1 protein-coding gene is annotated in these 1,812 nt (G+C 42.7%); it reads left to right on the plus strand.

The features are described 5' to 3' along the window. Positions 1-81: 81 nt before the first annotated feature. A partial coding sequence (locus GX437_13240) for a phosphoribosylformylglycinamidine synthase (protein ID NLJ08619.1) occupies positions 82-1,812 on the plus strand: 1,731 nt, incomplete at its 3' end.

Consider the following 1,812-nt stretch of genomic DNA (forward strand, 5'->3'; position numbering starts at 1 on the left):
ACACATCAGGTTCATAAAGAGATTTACCTGAAATATTTTTCAGGGGTATCTTTGCCGCAGTAATTTTCAAACCTCATTTCAATGATACTGTTTTTTAAAAATCCTGATTTAAAATTCTACATAGTCGAAGTAAAAAAAGACATTGAACCTTCTGATATTGAGAAACTCAAATGGTTGTTTGGAAACGCTGAATTAATTGAGGTAAAAACGCTCGAAGGGAAGTTTATCGGACCAAGAAAAGAAATGGTAACACCCTGGAGCACCAACGCGGTCGAAATCACGCAAAATATGGGGATTCAGGGTATTTCAAGAATTGAAGAATTCACTCCGTATAGTGAAAATAAGGTTTTCGACCGGATGTTGCAGCAAATTTATGAAAATCCGGGACAGGAAGTTTTCAGGCTTTCAAAAGAACCGGAACAAGTAGAATTCATCTTTGATATTGCAGCTTACAACGAACTGGAAGGACTTGCATTAAGTGAAGAAGAAATAGCATACCTGAATGAGGTGAGCAAACAAATCAGGAGAAGACTTACTGACAGTGAAGTGTATGGCTTTGCCCAAATCAACTCGGAACATTGCCGTCATAAAATCTTTAATGGCCTTTTTATTATTGACGGGAAAGAAATGCCTGATTCCCTGTTCTCTATGATAAAAAGAACCTCCCATGTCAATCCCAACTTCATCGTCTCTGCCTATAAAGATAATGTTGCTTTTATTGAAGGTCCTGCAGCCGTACAATTTGCACCTCAACATCCTTATCAGCCAGATTTCTTTTATTTAAAAGATATTCAAACAGTTATATCTCTTAAAGCCGAAACTCACAATTTTCCGACCACTGTCGAGCCATTTAATGGTGCGGCTACCGGCAGTGGCGGTGAAATACGCGACCGAATGGCAGGAGGAAAAGGGAGCCTGCCTGTAGCCGGAACTGCTGTTTACATGACGGCTTATCCAAGACTGGCTCAGGAAAGAAAATGGGAATTCAAAACGGAGCCGAGAAAATGGCTTTATTACAGTCCTGATGAAATCCTGATCAAGGCTTCCAACGGGGCATCAGATTTTGGCAATAAATTCGGACAGCCCTTAATCTGTGGTTCCCTGCTCACCTTCGAACATCTTGAAAACAACCGGAAATTCGGATATGACAAGGTAATCATGCTGGCAGGAGGAATTGGCTATGCCAGAAAAGAAGACAGCTATAAAGGCCATCCGGCCAAAGGAGATAAAATAATTGTGATGGGTGGCGACAATTACAGGACAGGCATGGGAGGAGGTGCAGTTTCTTCTGTCGCCACCGGACAATTCGACAATACCATTGAATTAAATGCCGTTCAGCGCTCCAACCCTGAAATGCAGAAAAGAGTAGCCAACGCCATCCGGGCTCTTGCCGAAATGGATGAAAATCCGATTATTTCCGTTCATGACCATGGAGCCGGAGGCCATCTGAACAGCATTTCTGAACTTGTCGAAGAATGTGGCGGAAAAGTGGACATTTCGAAACTGCCTGTCGGAGACCCTACTCTTTCTGCCAGAGAACTGATTGGAAATGAATCACAGGAAAGGATGGGCCTTGTTATCGGAGAAAAAGACATTGAAATGGCCGAAAAAATTGCCGATAGGGAACGTGCTCCTTTCTATATCGTTGGTGAATGTACGGGCGACCACCATCTGCTTTTTGCCAATCCAAAAGGTAAAAACCCTGTTGACCTTGACCTGGCCTACCTTTTTGGGAAACCCCCTAAAACCGTTTTGGAAGATATAACCATAGAGTCTGAATATCAGGCTGTCAGCTACCATCCGGAAAAACTG

The organism is Sphingobacteriales bacterium, assembly GCA_012517435.1.
GTDB lineage: Bacteria > Bacteroidota > Bacteroidia > CAILMK01 > JAAYUY01 > JAAYUY01.